Origin of the sequence: Burkholderia sp. 572 (genome assembly GCF_040545135.1) — a bacterium.
GTDB classification, from domain to species: domain Bacteria; phylum Pseudomonadota; class Gammaproteobacteria; order Burkholderiales; family Burkholderiaceae; genus Burkholderia; species Burkholderia cepacia.
On record NZ_JBEPLH010000006.1, the window covers coordinates 144,243 to 161,753 of the forward strand.

The following is a 17,511-nucleotide window of genomic DNA, read 5'->3' on the forward strand; positions in this document are numbered from 1 at the left end:
CCCTTGATAGCCAACCTAGTTGAGACTGCGTGCGCTGCGGTCTCTCCTTCGGGCCTAGACAGAACCAGCAATGACTGACGAATTCAAGGAAATTGGCCACTCGGGCGGCCAGATCACCTTTCACATCCGCACAACGGAAGACGGTCGACGCGGCTATCAGGTTGAGTACACCAGCTGTCGTCCTGTGCCCATGGTGATGATCGGCGTTTACGCTCTCGATCCCGGCGTGCCGGTCGGGCGCATACAGCTCGGCGGCATTGGCGATGCATGGAACCCGCCGCCGGTGCCCGGTTGTCTACCGGTCCTCATTACTTGCGACAGTCAGGGCAAGTTCGGCCACCACTGCCCCGCCTGCGAAAGCTATTGGCGCAGCGGGCCGTGGCCCAATCTGTGCCCTTACTGCCGCATGGAGGCTGAGGATTACCAGTTTCTGTCTGAGGCGCAGTTGCGTTACGTGCAGCACTACTGCTCCACCCTCATCACCGGCATGCAAACTATCGAGAATGGGGACGTGAAGATCGACATGGATGCGGTTGCCGACGCCGCCGGCAGCGACGGCCCCAAGCCCGCTTTTTTTGTCGCTGAACAGAGCCAGCAGCGGAAATTCACGTGCGTGGCGTGCGAGGAGTACAACGACATTCTTGGGCGCTTCGGTTATTGCTCGTCCTGCGGGACGCGCAACGATCTGCAGGACTTTACTACCAGCACTGTGCCGGCCACCCGCATGGCGCTCAACAACGGCGGTACACCTGAAGATGCCGTCAAGAATATCGTTGGTGCCTTCGACACTTTCGCGGGTCAGTACGCGAAGCAGCTCGCCGCGCTGGTACCGATGTCCAAGCGGCGTTTCATCCGGCTAACGAAGCAGCGGTTTCACGACCTGACGGACGTGCGCCGCTTGTTTCGGGATTGGTTCGATATCGATGTTTGCGACGGTATGTCCAGCGCGGACGAGCAATTTGTCGTGCGAATGTTCCTGCGGCGGCACGTATATGAGCACAACGGTGGCGAAGTCGATCAGCAATATCTGGATGCGAGCGGTGACGACACGGTGCGCCTTAAGCAGCACATCCGGGAAACGCGCGAGGATGTGCACCGGCTCATCGGCCTCGTGCAGAAGATTGCGATCAGTCTGCACGACGGTTTTCATGAGCTCGTGCCGCCGTTGGAAGGGCCGATTAAGGCTTTCGCGGAGAAGAAAGCCCAGATCGAGCGTTACCGGAGTCGCGGTTGACGGCGGCCTGTCGCACTGAACGCGGAGAGATGGGCCCTTTTTTCTCTCATTGGTCGCGTGCAATGCAACAGGGCGTGCTTGGGGCTCCTGCGTCTCATCAGTGGCGCATCGCAGCACATGTGTGCGGCTGAGAGTCCGCTCTCGCTGCGCTCAATGACCGCTATCGAGCACGATCACTGTCTCAGAAGGGTCGTTCAGAGCCATTCGTGCCCGCGTGCAGGTCTTCATTCCGCCCGACGGCTCACGACACCCTGCGCCGCATCCCCCGCACCTGCAGCCAGATGGCGGATATCAGGAAATAGAGCGCGCCCACTCCCGCGTAACCCGCGATCTTAACGATCGCCGGCGGCATCGGCGCATGGCTTTGCAAAATGAAGAACAACCCGGCCAACGCCGATTGCGCGCCGCTCAGCACCATCACCCACTGCGCGCCGGCCTGCTTCCAGCGCCGCACGGCAGTGCCGAGCTGCAGCGCGCCGGACAGAATCGCCCATACGCCGAACACCGCGAGGACCGCGGGCAGGCCCGCATTCAACGCCGGAAATACCGCCAGTGTCGTGACGGCGCTGATCGCGACGTTGACCGCCTGCGTGCGGTTTGCCGCCATCCCGCCGCTGCGGGACAGGTCGACGAAATTGGCGAGCGCATCCCAGGCCGGATAAACGACCAGCAGGACCGCCGCGCCGGCCGCGCTCCGCCGGCCGACGGAAAACGCCAGCGCGACCCAGATCAGCGAGAACACCGCCCGGGAAAAGTAGTACCGCTTCAGCCAGTGTTCGTCGGCCAGGGCGTGGAATTCAGGGTAGCGATCAGTCATTTGCACTCCTTTTACATCGAAACGTCGTTCCGGCCGGCACGCAGGATGTCCGCCATGCGGATTCGGATGCGGCGCCGGGACGGATCTCCAGTGCGCCGAGTATCGCAATCGTCCGCGCCTGCCGCCATCGGTCAGATGTCCGATGGCGAAGTCCGCGGGGCGCTCCGCAGAGATGCGAGCGAACATCGCACCGTGTTGGCCCCGGGGCGCGCCGCCCGACGCGCATGCCCCTGCACGCCGCGACGCCGTCGCGTATGATCGTTTCCCCGTCCTCGCGAATCTCTCCGCCCATCCGATGCCCGACGCCGAAGCCCGTCACGCCCCGCTGCGCATAGTCGACGCCGTGCGCGCGCTGGCCTTCATCGGCGATCTCAGCATGGGCCAGCCGACCGACCATTCGCCGCGCACCGGCTGGCTGGCGGCGCAGCTCGCGCACGCGGCACGATTCGATGCATCGGTGTGCGACACGGCTCGCGAGGTGGCGCTGTTGCGCTGGTCGGGCTGCACGGCGAACGCGGCGGGCTTCGCGCAGGTATTCGGCGATGACGTCGCGATCCGCGCCGCGATGCTCGAGAGCCGGCCCGCCATGGCTGAAGCGATCGGCAGCGCGGGTGTCGCGCTGATCCCGCTCGCGCAGATTCATTGCGAAGTCTCGGGCGAGGTGGCGCGAATACTCGGTCTGTCCAGCGCGACGGAAACCGCGCTGCGGCACATTTTCGAAACCTGGGACGGCAACGGGCTGCCTGCGCGGCTCGAACGCGAACAGGTGCCGCCCGCCGTGTCGATCGTCGCGCTGGCGGGCGACCTGGACGTGCTCAGCCGCACGTACGGCATCGAACAGGCCCTCGACTTGATCGGCCAGCGCGCGGGGTCACGTTATCCGGCCGTGCTCGTCGAGACTGCTGCGCGCGACGCACCGCGCTGGCTGGCGGCGCTCGAGCACATGGCGCCCGCCGACCTGGATGCCGCATTGGCCACGCCGGACATGCAGGGCGCGACGTCCGCCGAATTGATTGCGGACGTCATCGATCTGAAACTGCCGTGGATGACGGGTTTTTCGCGTTCGGTCGCGGCGACTGCGGCCGCCTGTTATGGCCGTCTTTCGCCGGACGAGGCCGCGCGCGAACGCGTGTACCGGGCCGGACTGATTCATGGCATCGGCAGGGCCGCGGTGCCGAACGATGTGTGGAATCTGCCGACGCGGCTGCCTGCGAGCGCATGGGAAAAGGTGCGACTCGTCCCGTACTGGACCGAGCGCGCCGGCAGGCAGACCGGCGCGCTCGGCGAAGCCGCGGTGCTTGCGTCGTATGCCTACGAGCGGCAGGACGGTTCGGGCTATTTTCGCGGCGCGCGCGATGTGGCGCTGACGCTCGAAGCGCGCGTGCTGGCGGCGTCGCTGGCGTGGGTCGCGTTGCGCTCGGCGCGTCCGTGGCGCGCGGCGCTGAGCGATGCGGCCGCCGCCGTCCAGTTGCAGGAAGAAGCGGCGTGCGGCCGGCTATGCGGCGAAGTGGTAGCCGCGCTCGTGACGGGCGGGACGCCCGTGCCCCGGCGCATCGCCACGGGCGCGTCGGCCGTTGGCCCGCGCCTGTCCGCGCGGGAAATCGACGTCCTGCGGGCAATCTCCCGCGGCGCGAGTAACAAGCAGGTTGCGCAGGCGCTCGCGATGAGTCCGAGCACGGTGCGCACCCATGTCGAGAAGGCGTTCCGCAAGCTCGAATGCTCGACGCGCGCCGCGGCGACCCTCAAGGCGTCGGCGCTGGGGCTGCTCTGACGCGCTCCGCGACGCGGATTCGCTTTCGTGTGTGCGCGGACGGCCCGTCGGGCCGGCGCGACCTTTGACGCTCCGCCTGTCCGGTGGCTTATCCCGCGTATCGAAGATGGCGGTTGCACCATTCAAGTCGACCAGTCGTTGATCCGTTCCCTGCGATCCGAGGCTGTCGCGTCGGTGTCGGCCCAACCGTACCCCAACGTCGCGATTGCGAAGTAGACGGCACCGACGGCTTCGCAGGAAAGCAGCGCGCCGGCCAGCGCCATTCGCGCTCCACCCGAGACCATTTGCGCCGGCGCGTCGGCGTGTTTCCCGCGATGCACTGCGGTGCCGATCCGAAACAGGCCCGACACGATAGCGAGCACGCCGAACGCACGCGGCAGGCCGCTCGCCAATGCGACGATGAAGATCTGACGTCCCGACATTGCAGTGATCCTCCCGGTCCGGTATCGCGTGACGGCTGCCTATCCTGACACCCGATCGTTCGCGGCGCCATCGGACAAGTGACCGATGGCGCCGGCCTAAACCGATGCATGGCGGCGCGCGATCGGCGCTACGACACGCGCGAGAACACGTCCGTGATGAGCCGGTCGGGTTCGATGTCGGTGAACGCATCGATATCTGCCATGACGTCTGCCGTCTCCGCGGACGCGAACGCAGCGTCCAGCGCCGCACTGTCCTTGAAACGGCACATCGCCACGACGATCAGTTCGCTATCCTCACGTGCTGGAAAGAAAGCGTCGATAGCGTCGAGCCCGTACGGCTTCCAGGATTTTTCCACCAGCGGAATGTGTTGTTCGACGTAGTAACGGGCATCGAATCGCGTGCCCGCGGCTCGGCGATAGGAGACGATGAAATACACGAAGAACCTCCAGGTCGGACTGACGCGGCGATGAATGTCGGTACGGGAAAATACGGGCAAATACAACCGATCACGGCCGTTCGCGTTCGGGGCCGAAGCCCGGACGCGCGGCGGCCCGCATCGACGTATGAGCGGCGCCCGCCCGTGCAAGCGAGATGCCCAGCGCGGCGCCCACGGCGAGGAACACCGAGATCGACAGCAGTGCGACGATGAACGCATGCGCGATGGCCGCCGGATCCTGGCGCGTGCCGAGCGTCGTATAGAAAATGCCGCCGATGATCGCCACGCTCAGCGACGTGCTGACCTGCAGCGTCGAGCTGGCGATGCCGGCGATCATGCCGGACAGCGCCGGTGCGACGCGCCCCGTCACCATGCGCATGAGCGTCGGCAGCGCGAGACCTTGTCCGAAACCGATGACGAAGAGCACGACGGCGAGCGGCGCGGCAGCGAGCGGCATCCCGATCGGCGTGGCATCGATCAACCACGCGAGGCCGACGAGCCCGACGATCTCCAGACTCATGCCGAACGGATTGACGTAAGCGCCGATGACACGCGCGGAGGCAGGCGTCGACAACGGGCCGAGCAGGAACCCGACGCCGAACGGCAAGAACACGAGGCCCGCGCTCAGTGCGTCGACGTGCAATGCATTCTGCAGATACACCGAGAACAGCAGGAAGAACGCGCCGATCGAGTACAGCAGCAGCGCGATCAGCAACGCGCGGCCGAGCCCCGGTGCGCGCAGCGCGGCCGGATCGAGCAGCGGTGCGCCGCCGCGGCGGCCGAGCCGGCGCTCGTAGCGCCAGAAGAACCCGGTGAGGGCCGGCACCGCGAGCAGCGACACCCATGCCCATACGGGCCAGCCTGCTTCGCGCCCCTCGATCAGCGGCACGATCAGCGCGCCCAGCGTCAGCATCGACAGCGCGGTGCCGCCGAGGTCGAGCTTGCGCGCATGCTGCGCACGCGTTTCCTTCAACAGCGGAATCCCGAACAGGACGACCAGAATCGCCAGCGGCAGGTTGACGAGGAAGATCGTGCGCCAGCCCAGATTCAACAGATTCAGCGAGATCAGGATCCCGCCCAGCGCCTGCCCGACCACGGCGGCGAGGCCGAATACCGCGCCGTACAAGCTGAGCGCGAGCGGCTTTTCCGCTTCGGGGAAGATCGCCTGGATCGAAGCGAGCGCCTGCGGCGCCATGATCGCGGCCGTCACGCCCTGCAACGCGCGGCCGACGATGAGCGTCCACGGCGAACTGGCGAAACCGCACAGCGTCGAGGCGATCGCAAAGCCGATCAACCCGAGGAAAAACACGCGGCCGCGGCCGAACAGGTCTCCCAATCGCCCGCCGGTGATCAGCGTCACCGCGTACAGGCCCGCATACGATGAAATGACGAGTTGCTCGGCCGACGACGAGGCGCCCAGTTCCGCGCGGATCGACGGCAGCGCGACGTTGACGATGAAGAAATCCAGCGGCGGCAGGAACGCGCCGACGAGCAGGACCGCAAACATCGCCCAGCGGCGCGGGTCGGGTGATACGGGGTCATTCCGTGACATGGACGGTTCTCCATACGGAACCAAACGGTTCCAAATTGGGTAAAAAAATATCAGTCGAGGATGCGCATCGTGCGGTCGACCAGCGCGAGCATGTCCTGCTCCGACACGCCGGTTTTGCCCAGCACGCGCATGCCCTCGATCTGGCAGACCAGCAAACGCGCCAGCACCTGTTCGTCCTGTTCGGCGATCTCGCCGCTCGCCTGGCCACGGACGATCGCACCGGCATAGAGCTGTTGCAGCCGCCGGAACATGCGCCCGGTGCGCTCCGCGACATCCGCGTCGCGCGCGGCCAGTTCCGTGGTCATCGCGACCGCGAGACATCCGCGCCGGCCCGCCTCGCCGACGGACAGGCACGCATAGCGCAGCAGCGAATCGCGAATCGCATCCTTGACGGCGCCGGGTTGCGACAGAATGTCCGCGGTCGCCTTGAGCCCGTCGGCCATGTACAGGTCGAGCGCCGCCAGCAGCAGCGCCTTCTTGTCGCCGAACGCCTTGTACAGGCTACCGCGGGACAGGCCGGTGCCGGCCATCAGGTCGGGCAGGGACGCGCCTTCGTATCCGCGGTCCCAGAAAACGTCCATCGCGTCGCGCGCGGCATCGCCAAGTTCGAATTCGCGTGGGCGGCCCACGCCAGCCGGATTTGCCATTGATCGGTGTCGCAAACGATGCGGTGCCAAAAGTTGGATGCATTATATGAACCGATCGGTTCCGATGTCAACGCATGCCTGTCGACCGGGCGCGGCGAGGGCCGCCTCGCGGACGGCCCGGATTCATCCGATCAGTCGAGCCCGCCCTGGCACAGGTACTTGATCGACAGATAATCGTCGAGCCCGTAGCGCGAGCCTTCGCGACCATAACCCGACTCCTTCACCCCGCCGAACGGCGCGGCCTCGCTCGCGAGCGCGCCTTCGTTGATCCCGACGATGCCCGTTTCAAGCCGCGCCGACACGCGCGCGATGCGGCGCACGTCCTGCGTGTAGAAATACGCGGCGAGCCCGAACGGCGTGTCGTTTGCGGCGTCGACGGCTTCGTCCTCGGTATCGAAGCGGAACAGCGCCGCGATCGGGCCGAACGTTTCCTCGCAGGTCAGCTGCATGTCGGCGGTGGCGTCGGCGAGCACCGTCGGCGCGTAATAGTTCGCACCGAGTTCGGCCAGACGCTTGCCGCCCGTCAGCACGCGCGCGCCGCGTTCGACGGCATCGCCGACGTGCCGCGCGATCTTGTCGACCGCGCGCGCGTTGATCATCGGGCCGATCTGCGCGGCCGGGTCGGTCGCCGGCGCGACCTTCAGCGCGGCGACGCGCGCCGCGAGCTTCGCGGCGAATGCGTCGTAGACGCCGGCCTGCACGTAGACGCGATTCGGCGACACGCACGTTTGCCCGCCGTTGCGGAACTTGGCGGCCATCAGCCCGTCGACCGCGGCATCGAGCTCGGCGTCGTCGAAGACGATGAACGGCGCGTTGCCGCCGAGCTCCAGCGACAGCTTCTTCAGCGTCGCCGCCGACTCGCGCGCCAGCAGCTTGCCGACAGGCGTCGAGCCGGTGAACGTGATCTTGCGCACGCGGCCGTCGGCGAGCCAGTCGGCCACCGCATCGATGCCACGTTCGCGCGATGCGGCGATCAGGTTCAGCACCCCGGGCGGCACGCCGGCTTCCTGCGCGAGAAACGCGAGCGCGAGCGCGGTCAGCGGCGTGTCCTCCGCCGGCTTCGCGACCACCGTGCAGCCGGCCGCGAGGGCGGGCGCGATCTTGCGCGCGATCATGGCGAGCGGGAAGTTCCACGGCGTGATCGCGGCGACGATGCCGATCGGCTCCTTCACCGCGCTCAGCCGCTTGCCGCGTTGCTGCTGCGGAATCAGGTCGCCGTACGTGCGTGTCGCTTCCTCGGCGAACCACAGCACGTAAGACGCGCCGTATGCGACTTCGCCGCGCGCTTCCGCGAGCGGTTTGCCCTGTTCGCGCGACATCAGTTTCGCGAGATCGTCGGTATGCGCAACGATCGCGGCATGCCATGCGCGCAGGATCGCCGCCCGTTCGCGGGCGGGTGTCGCGCGCCATGCGGGCAGCGCGCGCGCGGCCGCGTCCGTTGCGGCGCGCGCGTCGGCGGCGCCGCTGTCGGGTGCGTGCGCGACGATGTCGAGCGTCGCGGGATCGACGACGTCGAAGCGACGGCCGTCGAGCGCGTCGCGCCACGTTCCGTCGATCAGGTTGGCGGTGCGAACGAGTTCGGTTCGGGACAGCGTAAGCGGCATGACAGGTCCTTGGATGAAGCCGGCCGGCGAAGGCGCGGGCGCGCGACTACCCCGCGCGGACAGCACGTTGCCGCGTTCGGGGTTGCCGCGCGCCGTCCGTCAGTGACGTTCGCCGAACAGCGATTCGAGCGGGTAGTGCCGTTTGACGAACGGCGATTTGATGATCACGTAGCTGAAATACTTCTCGATGCCGATGTTCTGCTCGAGCAGCCCTTCGACGATCGTCTGGTAATGGCTGACGCTGCGCGTGATGAACTTCAGCAGATAGTCGTAGCCGCCGCTCGCGAGGTGGCATTCGACGATCTCGTCGACGTTGCGGATCGCCGCGACGAAGCGGTCGAAGTCCTCGCGCCGGTGGTCGGCCAGCGTGACTTCGGTGAACACGACCTGCACGTCGCCGAGCTTCTCGAGCTGGATGTGCGCGCCGTAGCCGCCGATGTAGCCGGCCTTCTCGAGCCGCTTCACGCGGATCAGGCAGGGGCTCGGCGACAGCCCGACCGCATCCGCCAGCTCGACGTTGGTCATGCGGCCGCGCTTCTGCAACTGGGAGAGGATGCGCAGGTCGATGCGATCCAGCTTGCTGTCCGTCATGTTCACGTGAGTCGGAAAAATGGAATGTCCGGTTACTTTAGAGTCGAACGATGGCCGCCACAAGCCCGGCTTTCCCTTGGCCGGTCAGGCCGGCTGCGCGTGTGCGGCGTCGAGGGCGCGCTGCACGCCCGGATCGGCCAGCACGTCGTCGAGCGTCTTGCGCACGCGTTCGAACATCAGGTCGAACTCGCCCGCGGTGAAGCTCAGCGCCGGCGCGAAGCCGAGCACGCCGTCGCCGAACGCGCGAAACACCACGCCGTTCGCGTAGGCCGCCGCCGCGATCTTGTCCGGCACGTTCAGTGCCGCGTCGAAGCGCGTCTTGTGCGCCTTGTCGGCGACCAGCTCGAGTGCGCCGAGCAGGCCGGCCGAACGCGCGTCGCCGACGAGCGGATGCGCGCGCAGCGCATCGAGCCCCGCCGCGAAGCGCGGCGCCAGCGCCTGGCCGTTCGCGAGCAGCCCGCCTTCGTGATAGAGCTTCAGCACCTCGAGGCCGATCGCCGCGCTGACCGGGTGCGCGGAATACGTATGGCCGTGCCCGACCACGGCCGATTCCGCACGGCTGCCCGCGATCCCTTCGTAGATTTCGTCGGACATCAGCACCGCGCCCATCGGCGCATAGCCGGCCGTCAGCCCCTTCGCGACGGTCATCAGGTCCGGATCGACCTGTTCGGTCTCGCACGCGAACAGCGGCCCCGTGCGACCGAAGCCGGTGATCACCTCGTCGGCGACGAACAGGATGCCGAGGCGCCGGCACGCGTCGCGCATCGCCTTCAGCCAGCCGGCCGGCGGCACGATCACGCCGCCGGAACCCTGCACGGGTTCGCAGAAGAACGCGGCGACGTTGTCGGCGCCGAGTTCGGCAACCTTGGCTTCCAGCGCGGCCACCGACGCGGCGATCAGCGCCTGCGGATCGCCGCCGAGCGGATGGCGGTACGGGTAGGGCGACGGGATGTGGTGCTGGTCCGCACGCGGCAGGTCGAAATGGCGGTGGAACGCGGGCAGCGCGGTGAGGCCCGCGCCGATCGACGACGAGCCGTGATAGCCGCGCTCGAGCGCAATCATCTGCTTCTTCGACGGGCGGCCTGTCGCGTTGAAATAGTGCGTGATGAAGCGCACCGCGGAATCGATCGCGTCCGAGCCGCCGAGCGTGAAGTACACGCGGTTCAGCGACGGCGGCGCGAGCGCCGCGAGCCGTTCGGCCAGCTCGATCGCGGGCTGCGAGCCGAAATGGAAATAGCCGGTCGCGTAGGGCAGTTTCGCCATCTGCTCGGCGGCGGCCTTCACGATGCTGTCGCGGCCGTAGCCGACGTTGACGCACCACAGGCCCGAGAACGCATCGAGCAGCGTATGGCCCGCGGCATCGCGCAGGAACACGCCGTCGGCGGATTCGAGCATGGTGACGCCGCGCGCCTCGTGCGCACGATAGTTGACGACGGGGTGGATCAGGTGTTGACGATCAGCTTCGATCAGCGCGGCGTGGTTCATGGCAGGGCGGGACTCTCGTCGGGTGTCAGCGATGAGTTCATGCTACCGGGCGAGCCATCCTCATGCGTTTTCAATTTGCAGTCTGAAACATACGAACGCGGCGTTTGTGCGGGGCGCTTCGGCATTTTCTGCTGCGCGCCCCGCCGGGCCGGGCGCACGCGTCAGTAACCGCGCGCGCGATCGACGACGCCGATCATCGGCTGCCCCGCGCGATGGCGCGCGAGGTTCGCGAGAACGGCCTCGACCGCGGTGTCCGGCCGCGTCGCGCTCGCGATGTGCGGCGTGATCCGGATGCGCGGGTGCGTCCAGAACGGATGACCGGCCGGCAATGGTTCGGGGTCCGTCACGTCGAGGATCGCGCTGTCGAGCCGGCCGCTCGCGAGCCCCGCGAGCAGCGCGGCTTCGTCGAGCTGCGGGCCGCGCCCGACCTGCACGAGCGACGCGCCCGCCGGCAGCGCATCGAACACGCGTGCGCCGAGCAGCCCGCGCGTGCCGTCGGTGAGCGGGAGCAGGCAGATCAGGATGTCGGTGCGGGCGAGGAACGCGTCGAGTGCCGCGTCGCCCGCGTAGCAGTCGATGCCGTCGAGCGTGCGCGGCGTGCGGCTCCAGCCGGCGCACGGGAAGCCGAAGCGGCGCAGCGTATCGAGCACGGCCTGGCCGAGCGTGCCGAGCCCGAGCACGCCGACGCGCCGCGACGCGGCCGCGCGCACCGGCTGCTCGCGCCACACTTGTGCGCGCTGCTGCGCCGCGTAGTCGAGCAGGTCGCGGTGGATCGTCAGCACGGCCTGCGTCACGTATTCGACCATGCCTTCGACGATGCCGGGCTCGATCATCCGCACGACCGGGATATGCGCAGGCACGCGCGACAGGTCGAACTGATCGATGCCGGCGCCGACCGAGAACACGACTTCGAGATTCGGCAGCAGCGTGGCCGGATCGTCGGGCGGCTGCCACGCGGCGAGATAACGGACGGCTTCAGGATCGCCGAGGTCCGGCCAGATCCGGAACGGAAGCTCGGGCGCCTGTTGCGCGAAGCGCTGTGCCCATTGCGCACCGCGCACCGGGTCGGCCTTGTAGAGAAAGCTCATCGTGGGTACCGCTCAACCGAGGGCCTGGTTCACGATCGCGAACGCGCGCAGCGCCGGGGCGCGCGCGGGCGTCGCGCCGCGCGCCATGGCGACGACGGTATCGACGCGCGGCAGACCGAGCCCCTGCAGCCAGTCGGACAGCCCGCTGTCGCCGGGCACGTCGAGCCGCACGAACTTCCCTTCGTGCAGCGCGAGCCAGTGGCTGATCAGCGCCTGCGCGCGCTGCGCGTCCGGCGCGACCACCGGGCCGATCGCATGGCCGCGGCCGAAGCGGCGGAACAGCGCGAAGCCGAGGAGTTCGCCGTCGCGATCGAGCGCGATGCCGTTCGCGACGCCGAGCAGCGCCTCGATCACCTCGTCGCGCCGATAACCCGCGGCTCGCGAGGCGAGCGCGGCAAGCCGCGGGCCGTCGTTTGCGCCGATGGGCCGCAGGCGCTCGCCGGGCGGCAGCGATATCAGCGGCGGCTGGAAGGCGGCACCCTGGTGCTGGTCGATCGTATCGATCACCTCGAACCCGAATTTCGCGTACAGCGGCTCGCCGGCCGGCGTCGCGTGCAGAAAAATGGTTCGCGTGCCGAAGCTGTCGACCACGCGGGTGAGCAGTTCGCGCCCGATGCCGCGGCCCTGGTGCTCGGGCGACACGATGACCATGCCGAGCGACGCGTGCGCTTCGCCGAAGCGCCAGCCGAGCGCGGTACCGACGATGCCGGTTTCGTCCTCGGCGACGAAGCCGTCGCCGAGCTGGAGCACGAAGCGCCAGTCGTCGAGCCGGTGCGGCCACTTGACTGCTTCCGACAGACGATGCGCGGCGGGCAGGTCGGTTTCGGCGAACCGACGATAAATAAGCGTGCGGGAAGGGTTGAGATCGGACACGCTGGACTCCGGATGGGTAGGAATGACATATCGACTCTGCCAGCGACACCGCGGCACGGATAGGATGATTCGCCTGTTTTCCGGCGACGGCGGGCGGCCGTGCAAGATCGACGCAAACCGGCTCGATCGGCGCGTGCGAACGCGCGGATCGTGCCGCCGAGGCCCGTCAATCCGACAGCGCCTGCTGTGGGAACGGCACTACGATGAAAACACCGGTGTCGCGGCCGCTTGCCGGCGCGCCGCCCCGCCGGTGCGGCGGGACCGCGCCGGCAAGCGCCGCAGATCGTGCTGCCCGCGCCGCGCAACACGCGGCGATTCTGCGTTTTGGGCGGCGTCGAACGACGTACGCCGGGTTTTTTGCCTTGATTCAATTTCGTACCACCCAGCCCGTCCCCGGCCCTGCCGGGGCTTCACACCGACAGGACGTCACCATGATCCAATTTGAACCGAAGTACATCACGTTCGACTGCTACGGCACGCTGACCCGCTTCCAGATGGCGGACCTGGCGCGCGAGATCTACGCGGACCGGCTCTCGCCGGTCGCGATGGAGGATTTCGTGCGTGCGTTCGCCGCTTACCGGCTCGACGAGGTGCTCGGCGCGTGGAAGCCGTACCGCGACGTCGTCGTCAACGCGATCCGGCGCACCTGCGCGCGAGTCGGCGTGAAGTTCGACGAAGCCGAGGCCGAGCGCTTCTATCATGCGGTGCCGACGTGGGGCCCGCATCCGGACGTGCCGGCGGGCCTGTCGCGGCTCGCGACGAAGTACAAGCTCGTGATCCTGTCGAACGCAATGGACGAGCAGATCATGAGCAACGTCGACAAGCTCGGCGCGCCGTTCCATGCGGTGTTCACCGCGCAGCAGGCGCAGTCGTACAAGCCGCGGATGCAGGGCTTCGAGTACATGTTCGGCAAGCTCGGCTGCAAGCCCGAGGACGTGCTGCACGTGTCGTCGAGCCTGCGCTACGACCTGATGACGGCCGAGGATCTGGGCATCAAGCACAAGGCGTTCGTCAATCGCGGCCACGAGCCGGGCACGCCGTTCTACAACTATTACGAAGTGTCGGATATCGGCCATCTCGCGACGCAGCTCGGCCTGTAAGCCGCCGGGGCCGGCCGATCCATCGCGCGACGGGACGCGGCCGCGATGCCGGCGCGCCCCGTCGCGCGTTCGATCAGCGTACGAAACGAGGGTAATTACCGATATCGAGTCGTTCAAGGCGGGGCCGCCCCGGCCGATATATGTACCGAACGGTTAATATTTCGAGGCCCCCGCATGAAGTTGTCCACCAAACTGCTGATGCTCGTCGCCGCGGCGCTGCTCGGCGTCGTCCTGCTCGCCGCGTTGTCGCTGCACACGCTGCGCGACGCGCTGATCGACAGCCGCCGCGAAGAGATCGTCATTCTGCTGACCAAGGCCGAGCATCTGGTCGATTCGTATCGCGCGCTGCAGACGAGCGGCACGCTCACGCAGGAGCAGGCGCAGCAGCAGGCCAAGGCCGCGCTGGCCGCGCTCAACGCGAATTCGAAGAGCTACTTCTGGGTCACGACGTCCGACGGCGTCAACCTCGTGCACCCGAACGCGAAATTCATCGGCACGCGCGCGAAAGGCAACCGCACGACCAGCGGCATGACCGACAGCGAGGCGTACCGCGCGGGGATGGCGCAGGCGCATTTCGCGCTCGTCGACGTGCTGATCAAGCGTAGCCCGGACGCGGACCTGGAGCCGAAGCTGCAGGGCGTGGTCGCGATTCCGGACTGGAACTGGTGGATCGGCACCGGATTTTTCTACGACGACATCAACGCGGCGTTTGCCCGGCTCGCGATGGCGCTCGGCGCCGTCGCGCTCGTCATTGCCGCGGCGCTCGCGGCCATCGCCTGGGGCGTGCTGCGCAGCGTCCGGCGCACGCTGGGCGGCGAGCCCGCGCATGCGACGCAGATCGCCGCCCGCATCGCGGCCGGCGAACTGGACGTGCAGTTCGATACGGCGCACGCCGCGCCCGGCAGCCTGCTCGTCGCGCTGGGCGACATGAAGGCGCGGCTGACCGACACCATCGCCGAGATCCAGACCACGACCCACTCGATCGCCACCGGCACCGGCGAAATCGCGCAAGGCAACCTGGATCTGTCGCAGCGCACGGAGCAGCAGGCCGCGTCGCTGCAGGAAACGGCGGCGAGCATGGAGCAGATCACGTCCACGGTCAAACAGAACGCCGACAACGCGCGCCAGGCGAATGCGCTCGTGGCCCAGGCCAAGGATGCGACCGAACTCGGCGGCGCCGCCGTGCAGGCGGTCGTCGAAACGATGCGGCAGATCTCGGATGGGTCGGTGCGGATCGCCGACATTACCGTCGTGATCGAAAGCATCGCATTCCAGACCAACATTCTCGCGCTCAACGCCGCGGTGGAAGCCGCGCGGGCCGGCGAGGAGGGGCGCGGGTTCGCCGTCGTCGCGTCGGAAGTCCGCTCGCTCGCGCAACGCAGCGCCGCGGCCGCGAAGGACATCAAGGGCTTGATCGACGCGTCGGTCGAGCGGGCCGGCAGCGGCAGCCGGCTCGTCGAGACGGCCGGCGAGCGCATGACGGAGATCGTCCGGTCGATCGACCGGGTGGCCGACATCATGGGCGAGATTTCGGCGGCGTCGGCCGAGCAAAGCACCGGCATCGAACAGATCGGGCTGGCGGTCGCGCAAATGGACGAAGTCACCCAGCAGAACGCCGCGCTCGTCGAGCAGGCGGCGGCGGCCGCTTCGTCGCTGGACGAGCAGGCGGCGCGCCTGCGGGCCGCCGTATCGGTATTCCGGCTCGCTGCCTGACGACTGCACGACTGCACGGCCGCACGGGTCCGGTTTCCCGGCGGTCCCGTCATCCTCCCGTCTTCCCGCCAAGCCGTTCCGATCGAGCGGCATTCTTCTGAACTTTCCTGCGCGACGTCCCGTCGCGATCCCCACCGTCGACGCCCGTGCATGCGGCGATCTGCCGCAATACACCGTGCGTTTCAGCCGTCATCGGCATGCGGACACGCATTCGACACAAACGTGCGGTTTGCGTGTGCCAAACGCGCGCCGGATGCCGAACGGACAATTTTGTCGGCGCAATCTGCGGCGGCTGCGGCCTTACGATTTCCTGCATCGACACGGGTTGGGCAACCGCCGCGACACGCCGCCGGGTACACGGCGACACGTGGGCGCACGCAGCAATTCATGCTGCGCGGGCGGCTCAAAACGGTCGATTCGTATCGTGCGGGCGGCCCGAATCGCGACAAACCGCATTTTGGCGATGCTTAAATGAATTGCATGTGTACGACGTTGCGCCCGCCACCAGCAAGCGGGCACTGCGGGATGCGAGAACCACGCTGGACCCCAGACCCCACTTTCAACAGTCAGGAGCAGTTCGGATGAGCGACGATATCGACAACGGCGGCGGCAACGGTGGTTTCACTCGCCGCGACATGATGAAGGTCATGGCGGCGAGCGGCATGATGGCCGCCGGCGCCGGCGGACTCCTGATGAACCCCGCGAGCGCATTCGCGGCGCCCGCGGCGAAACGCGGCGGCAAGATCCGGGTCGCGAACGAATCCGGTTCGACGGCCGATACGCTCGACCCGGCCAAGGGCTCGACCGGCGCCGACTACATTCGCTTCTTCATGTTCTACAGCGGCCTCACACAGCTCGACGCGAGCCTGACGCCGCAGATGAATCTCGCCGAGTCGCTGCAGACCACCGATGCGAAGACGTGGGTCATCAAGCTGCGCAAGGGCGTCACGTTCCACGACGGCAAGTCGGTCGGCCCGGCCGACGTGGTGTATTCGCTGATGCGCCACAAGAACGCCGCCACCGCATCGAAGGTCAAGCCGCTCGCCGACCAGTTCGCCGACGCGAAGGCGAGCGGCCCGGACGAAGTCACGCTCACGCTGGTCAGCGCGAATGCCGATCTGCCGGTGATTCTCGCGACGCCGCAGCTCGTGATCGTCAAGGACGGCACGACCGACTTCAGCACCGGCATCGGTTGCGGCCCTTACAAGCTCAAGTCGTTCAAGCCGGGCGTGTCGACCGTCGGCGTGCGCAACGACAGCTACTTCAAGCCGGGCCGGCCGTATCTCGACGAGATCGAGCTGATCGGCATCGGCGACAGCGCCGCGCGCCTGAACGCGCTGCTGTCGGGCGACGTGCACCTGATCAACGCGATCGATCCGCGCTCGACGCAGCGGGTCTCGTCGACGCCGGGCTACGCGCTGAAGGAAACCAAGTCGGGCCTCTATACCGACCTGATCATGCGCAGCGACAACCCGATCGTCTCGAATCCCGATTTCGTCGAAGGGATGAAGTACCTGTTCGATCGCGAGCAGATCCGCTCGGCGGTGTTCCGCGGCTACTCGGTGATCGGCAACGACCAGCCGATTCCGCCGGGGCATCGTTACTTCAACGCGTCGCTGCCGCAGCGCGCGCACGATCCGGACAAGGCGAAATTCCTGCTCCAGAAGGCGGGCGCGCTGGGCGTCACGCTGCCGCCGATGTATGCGACGTCCGACGCGAACGGGTCGGTCGAGATGGCCGTGCTGCTGCAGCAGGCCGGCCAGAAGATCGGGCTGAACCTGCAGGTCAACCGCGCGTCGCCCGACGGCTACTGGTCGAACCACTGGATGAAGCACCCGCTCACCTTCGGCAACATCAACCCGCGCTCGAGCGCCGACGTGCTGTTCACGCAGTTCTTCAAGTCGGACGCGCCGTGGAACGAGTCGGGCTGGAAGAACGCGAAGTTCGACCAGCTGCTGCTCGCCGCGCGTTCGGAAACCGACGACGCGAAGCGCAAGCAGATGTACGGCGACATGCAGGTGATCGTGTCGCAGCAGGGGCGGGTCGGCATTCCGGCCTTCATCAGCTTCCTCGACGGTTATGACAAGCGCCTCGCCGGTCTCGGTTCGATCCCGACCGGCGGGATGATGGGCTTCATGTTCGCCGAGCACGTGTGGTGGAACGCGTGACGTCGTTGC

Annotated in this window: 15 protein-coding genes; 5 read left to right on the top strand and 10 right to left on the bottom strand. The window is 67.3% G+C overall.

The window, feature by feature from the left end; genetic code table 11:
• Window positions 1-70: 70 nt before the first annotated feature.
• Entirely contained in the window at window positions 71-1,234 is a 1,164-nt protein-coding gene (locus ABIC51_RS13650) for a hypothetical protein (RefSeq protein ID WP_058036679.1), read from the top strand.
• Window positions 1,235-1,475: 241 nt separating this feature from the next.
• On the opposite strand, the gene ABIC51_RS13655 is transcribed toward ABIC51_RS13650, so the two are convergent.
• Window positions 1,476-2,051 (bottom strand): DUF308 domain-containing protein, encoded by a 576-nt coding sequence (locus ABIC51_RS13655; RefSeq protein WP_027792836.1) that lies wholly within the window; start codon window positions 2,049-2,051, stop codon window positions 1,476-1,478.
• A 295-nt stretch (window positions 2,052-2,346) separates the two neighbouring features.
• On the opposite strand from ABIC51_RS13655, the gene ABIC51_RS13660 reads away from it, so the two are divergent.
• Window positions 2,347-3,822: an HD domain-containing phosphohydrolase gene (locus ABIC51_RS13660; protein WP_027792835.1), complete on the top strand. Its 1,476-nt coding sequence runs from the start codon at window positions 2,347-2,349 to the stop codon at window positions 3,820-3,822.
• A 122-nt stretch (window positions 3,823-3,944) separates the two neighbouring features.
• Here the strand turns inward: ABIC51_RS13660 and ABIC51_RS13665 are convergent, their stop codons facing one another.
• From ABIC51_RS13665 to ABIC51_RS13705, 9 genes are all read right to left on the bottom strand, one after another.
• Entirely contained in the window at window positions 3,945-4,244 is a 300-nt protein-coding gene (locus tag ABIC51_RS13665; protein ID WP_059699531.1) for a hypothetical protein, read from the bottom strand.
• A 128-nt stretch (window positions 4,245-4,372) separates the two neighbouring features.
• On the bottom strand, window positions 4,373-4,681 hold the full coding sequence (locus ABIC51_RS13670) for an EthD family reductase (protein WP_027792833.1): 309 nt from the start codon (window positions 4,679-4,681) through the stop codon (window positions 4,373-4,375).
• A gap of 70 nt (window positions 4,682-4,751) precedes the next feature.
• Window positions 4,752-6,233, bottom strand: coding sequence for an MFS transporter (locus ABIC51_RS13675; protein ID WP_027792832.1), 1,482 nt, complete (start codon window positions 6,231-6,233; stop codon window positions 4,752-4,754).
• Window positions 6,234-6,283: 50 nt separating this feature from the next.
• The gene (locus tag ABIC51_RS13680; protein WP_027792831.1) at window positions 6,284-6,880 is read right to left on the bottom strand and encodes a TetR/AcrR family transcriptional regulator; all 597 of its coding nucleotides are present in this window, start codon (window positions 6,878-6,880) and stop codon (window positions 6,284-6,286) included.
• A 131-nt stretch (window positions 6,881-7,011) separates the two neighbouring features.
• Window positions 7,012-8,484 carry an NAD-dependent succinate-semialdehyde dehydrogenase gene (locus ABIC51_RS13685; protein WP_060286125.1) on the bottom strand — a complete coding sequence of 491 codons (1,473 nt, stop codon included), beginning with the start codon at window positions 8,482-8,484 and terminating at the stop codon, window positions 7,012-7,014.
• A gap of 99 nt (window positions 8,485-8,583) precedes the next feature.
• Window positions 8,584-9,075, bottom strand: a complete 492-nt coding sequence (locus ABIC51_RS13690; RefSeq protein WP_006749694.1) for an Lrp/AsnC family transcriptional regulator — start codon at window positions 9,073-9,075, stop codon at window positions 8,584-8,586.
• Between the two features lie 84 nt (window positions 9,076-9,159).
• On the bottom strand, window positions 9,160-10,560 hold the full coding sequence (locus tag ABIC51_RS13695; protein WP_060197020.1) for an aspartate aminotransferase family protein: 1,401 nt from the start codon (window positions 10,558-10,560) through the stop codon (window positions 9,160-9,162).
• Window positions 10,561-10,721: 161 nt separating this feature from the next.
• Complete coding sequence (locus tag ABIC51_RS13700) at window positions 10,722-11,648, bottom strand: 2-hydroxyacid dehydrogenase (RefSeq protein WP_060174521.1); 927 nt, start codon at window positions 11,646-11,648, stop codon at window positions 10,722-10,724.
• Between the two features lie 12 nt (window positions 11,649-11,660).
• A complete protein-coding gene (locus tag ABIC51_RS13705) occupies window positions 11,661-12,521 on the bottom strand; it encodes a GNAT family N-acetyltransferase (RefSeq protein WP_175899613.1) in 861 nt (286 codons plus the stop codon).
• A gap of 431 nt (window positions 12,522-12,952) precedes the next feature.
• On the opposite strand from ABIC51_RS13705, the gene ABIC51_RS13710 reads away from it, so the two are divergent.
• The 3 genes from ABIC51_RS13710 (at window position 12,953) to ABIC51_RS13720 (ending at window position 17,502) form a co-directional block, all read left to right on the top strand.
• A complete protein-coding gene (locus ABIC51_RS13710) occupies window positions 12,953-13,621 on the top strand; it encodes a haloacid dehalogenase type II (protein WP_021156521.1) in 669 nt (222 codons plus the stop codon).
• Between the two features lie 174 nt (window positions 13,622-13,795).
• The gene (locus tag ABIC51_RS13715) at window positions 13,796-15,334 is read left to right on the top strand and encodes a methyl-accepting chemotaxis protein (protein ID WP_027792826.1); all 1,539 of its coding nucleotides are present in this window, start codon (window positions 13,796-13,798) and stop codon (window positions 15,332-15,334) included.
• Between the two features lie 581 nt (window positions 15,335-15,915).
• A complete protein-coding gene (locus ABIC51_RS13720; RefSeq protein WP_027792825.1) occupies window positions 15,916-17,502 on the top strand; it encodes an ABC transporter substrate-binding protein in 1,587 nt (528 codons plus the stop codon).
• Window positions 17,503-17,511 lie beyond the last annotated feature (9 nt).